The following is a 2,268-nucleotide window of genomic DNA, read 5'->3' as shown; positions in this document are numbered from 1 at the left end:
CGCCCGGGGCGCGGCCCTCCTTCTGCGTGATCAGGCTCAGGGTGTGATCAAGGCCACTTGGAGTCGCCGGACGGCTCGACCGGGCCGCTCAGCACGCCCAGCCGTTCCAGGAGAGTGATGAAGGTCGTCGCGTACGGCGAGTCCGCCGTCACCGCGGCCACGCGCGGCCAGTCGACCTGCTCGCGCATCGCGCGCACCGGGGCCAGCAGCGCCCCGTAGTCGCAGGCGTGCTCCGACAGCGGCAGCAGCCAGGTGATCACCAGGTCGGTGGCGTCCAGCACGGGCACGATGACCGCCGACGCCTTCAGCGGCTCGGCCCGGTCCAGCAACTCGTCGGTGATCGGCAGGTCGGACACCCGGTAGATCAGGTCGACCAGCCGCCCCTCGTCGTACGCCTTGACGAGCCAGTCCTCCGGCGGCTTGGCCGTCTGGAACCCCAGCTTGCGCAGCACCTCCAGGGCCTCGGGCACGTCGTGCTCGGTGACCACGAAGTCCACGTCGTGCAGCGAGGGCGCCGCGCCCCTCGCGTACGCCGCGCACCCCCCGGCCAGCGCGAATTTCACCCCGGCGTCCTTCAACCCCGAACCCGCTCGTTTGAGCGTGTCCAGGATCGCGTCGGTGACCGCGTGGCCGTGGCTACTCATGTGGTCGGGCTACCCGATCGGTCCTCAAGTAGGCGTGCGGAACAGGGGTCTGGGGCAACCCCAGACCCCTGCCATCCCCGGCCGAGTGACCCGTCGGAAGCCCGGCGGTCAGCGGACGAGGGGCAGGACCTCGCGCTCGTAGAAGTCGAAGAAAGCGTCCTGCTCCGCGCCGATCTGGTTGATGTAGATCTCGTCGAAGCCCGCGTCGACGTACTGCCTGATGGCCTGTACGTGGACCTGCGGGTCGGGGCCGACCGGGCTGCCGTTCACCGCCTCCTCCTCGGTGACCGACGCCGCGAGCTGCTCGAAGTGCCGCGGCAGCGGCAGGAGCTGCGACGCCTCGCCCTTGATCCCCTGCGTGGGCCACAGGCGGTGAACGGTCTTGCGCGCCGCGGCCTCGTCGCCGGCGTAGCAGGCCTTGAGCCCCCCGCACGCGGGCTTGCCTGTGCCGCCCGCGGCGCGGAAGGACTGTACGGACTCCGCCTTCGGAGCCGTCGAGATGTAGCCGTCGGCGATGCGGCCGGCCAGCTCCGTCGACTTCTTGCCGAGCCCCGACATGAGGATGGGCGCGGGCTCCTCGGGCAGCGTGTAGAGCCTGGCGGTGTCCACGCGGTAGTGGCGGCCCCTGTGCGTCACCAGCCGGCCCGTGAACAGCTCGCGCATGAGCCCCATGGCCTCCTCCAGCATCTCCAGCCGTTCGCTGAGCGGCGGCCAGCGGGAGTCGGTCACGTGCTCGTTGAGCGCCTCCCCGGTGCCCACGCCGAGCCGGAAGCGGCCTCCGGTCAGCGCCGCAGTGGTGGCCGCGGCGTGGGCGACGACTGCCGGGTGGACGCGTACGAGTGGGCAGGTGACGGCAGTGGTGATCGGCAGCGAGGTGGCCTCGGCCAGGGCGCCGATCACGGACCAGACGAACGGGGACTCCCCCTGCTCGTTCAGCCACGGATGGAAGTGGTCGGAGATCCAGAGCGCTTCGAATCCGGCGCGCTCAGCGGCTTTGGCCTGGCGTACGAGCTCTTTCGGGCTGTGTTCCTCGGACGCCAGGAAATAACCGAATGTCGTCATAATATTTTCCCCTGCCCGCAATGGCAGGAAAAAACATGTTAACTAGCAGACATTGCGGGCAGCAACGCCCCCATGGCTACTTTGCTCTGGATCATCGCAGTAATTCTCGTCATCTCCGGCATCTACGTGATTCTGGCCAGACGCGACCTCCTCTGGGGAATCGTCCTAATCGTCCTCGGCTTCCTGGTGGGCCCAGGCGGCGTAAGCATCTTCAACGTTTAGGGGGCTGGCCACGTCCGCAGTCCTCAGCGGCCACCCCACCACTGGGCCGCTTCCCCAAGACCGGCCCAGCCACCCCCTTTGGCCTCGGGGGTCGCGGGGGCCTGCCCCTGCGTGGCCCACTCCGGGGCCAGCCACCCCCTTGGAAGGGCGACAGCCTCTTCCAAGCGCAGGAAGCCCGCTTCCTGCGAAAACAAGAAGCCTCTTCCACGCCTTTGACTTCGGGGGGTCGCGGGGCCCGCCCCCGCATGCCCTGAGGCCAGCCACCCCCTTGGAAGGGCGACAGCCTCTTCCAAGCGCAGGAAGCCCGCTTCCTGCGAAAACAAGAAGCCTCTTCCACGCC

3 protein-coding genes are annotated in these 2,268 nt (G+C 68.9%); 1 reads left to right on the top strand and 2 read right to left on the bottom strand.

Features of this window, described 5'->3' with window-relative positions; translation table 11 throughout:
• Positions 1–47 precede the first annotated feature (47 nt).
• Positions 48–644 carry a nucleotidyltransferase gene (locus ITP53_RS54910; RefSeq protein WP_195903408.1) on the bottom strand — a complete coding sequence of 199 codons (597 nt, stop codon included), beginning with the start codon at positions 642–644 and terminating at the stop codon, positions 48–50.
• 108 nt (positions 645–752) lie between these two features.
• Positions 753–1,706 carry a TIGR03557 family F420-dependent LLM class oxidoreductase gene (locus ITP53_RS54905; protein WP_195903407.1) on the bottom strand — a complete coding sequence of 318 codons (954 nt, stop codon included), beginning with the start codon at positions 1,704–1,706 and terminating at the stop codon, positions 753–755.
• A gap of 72 nt (positions 1,707–1,778) precedes the next feature.
• On the opposite strand from ITP53_RS54905, the gene ITP53_RS54900 reads away from it, so the two are divergent.
• The gene (locus tag ITP53_RS54900; protein WP_165959640.1) at positions 1,779–1,928 is read left to right on the top strand and encodes a GPGG-motif small membrane protein; all 150 of its coding nucleotides are present in this window, start codon (positions 1,779–1,781) and stop codon (positions 1,926–1,928) included.
• Positions 1,929–2,268 lie beyond the last annotated feature (340 nt).

The sequence above is a fragment of the Nonomuraea cypriaca genome (assembly GCF_015645445.1).
GTDB lineage: Bacteria > Actinomycetota > Actinomycetes > Streptosporangiales > Streptosporangiaceae > Nonomuraea > Nonomuraea cypriaca.
The sequence above is the reverse complement of the archived record's forward strand: the minus strand, read 5'-3'. Positions and strand labels throughout refer to the sequence as shown.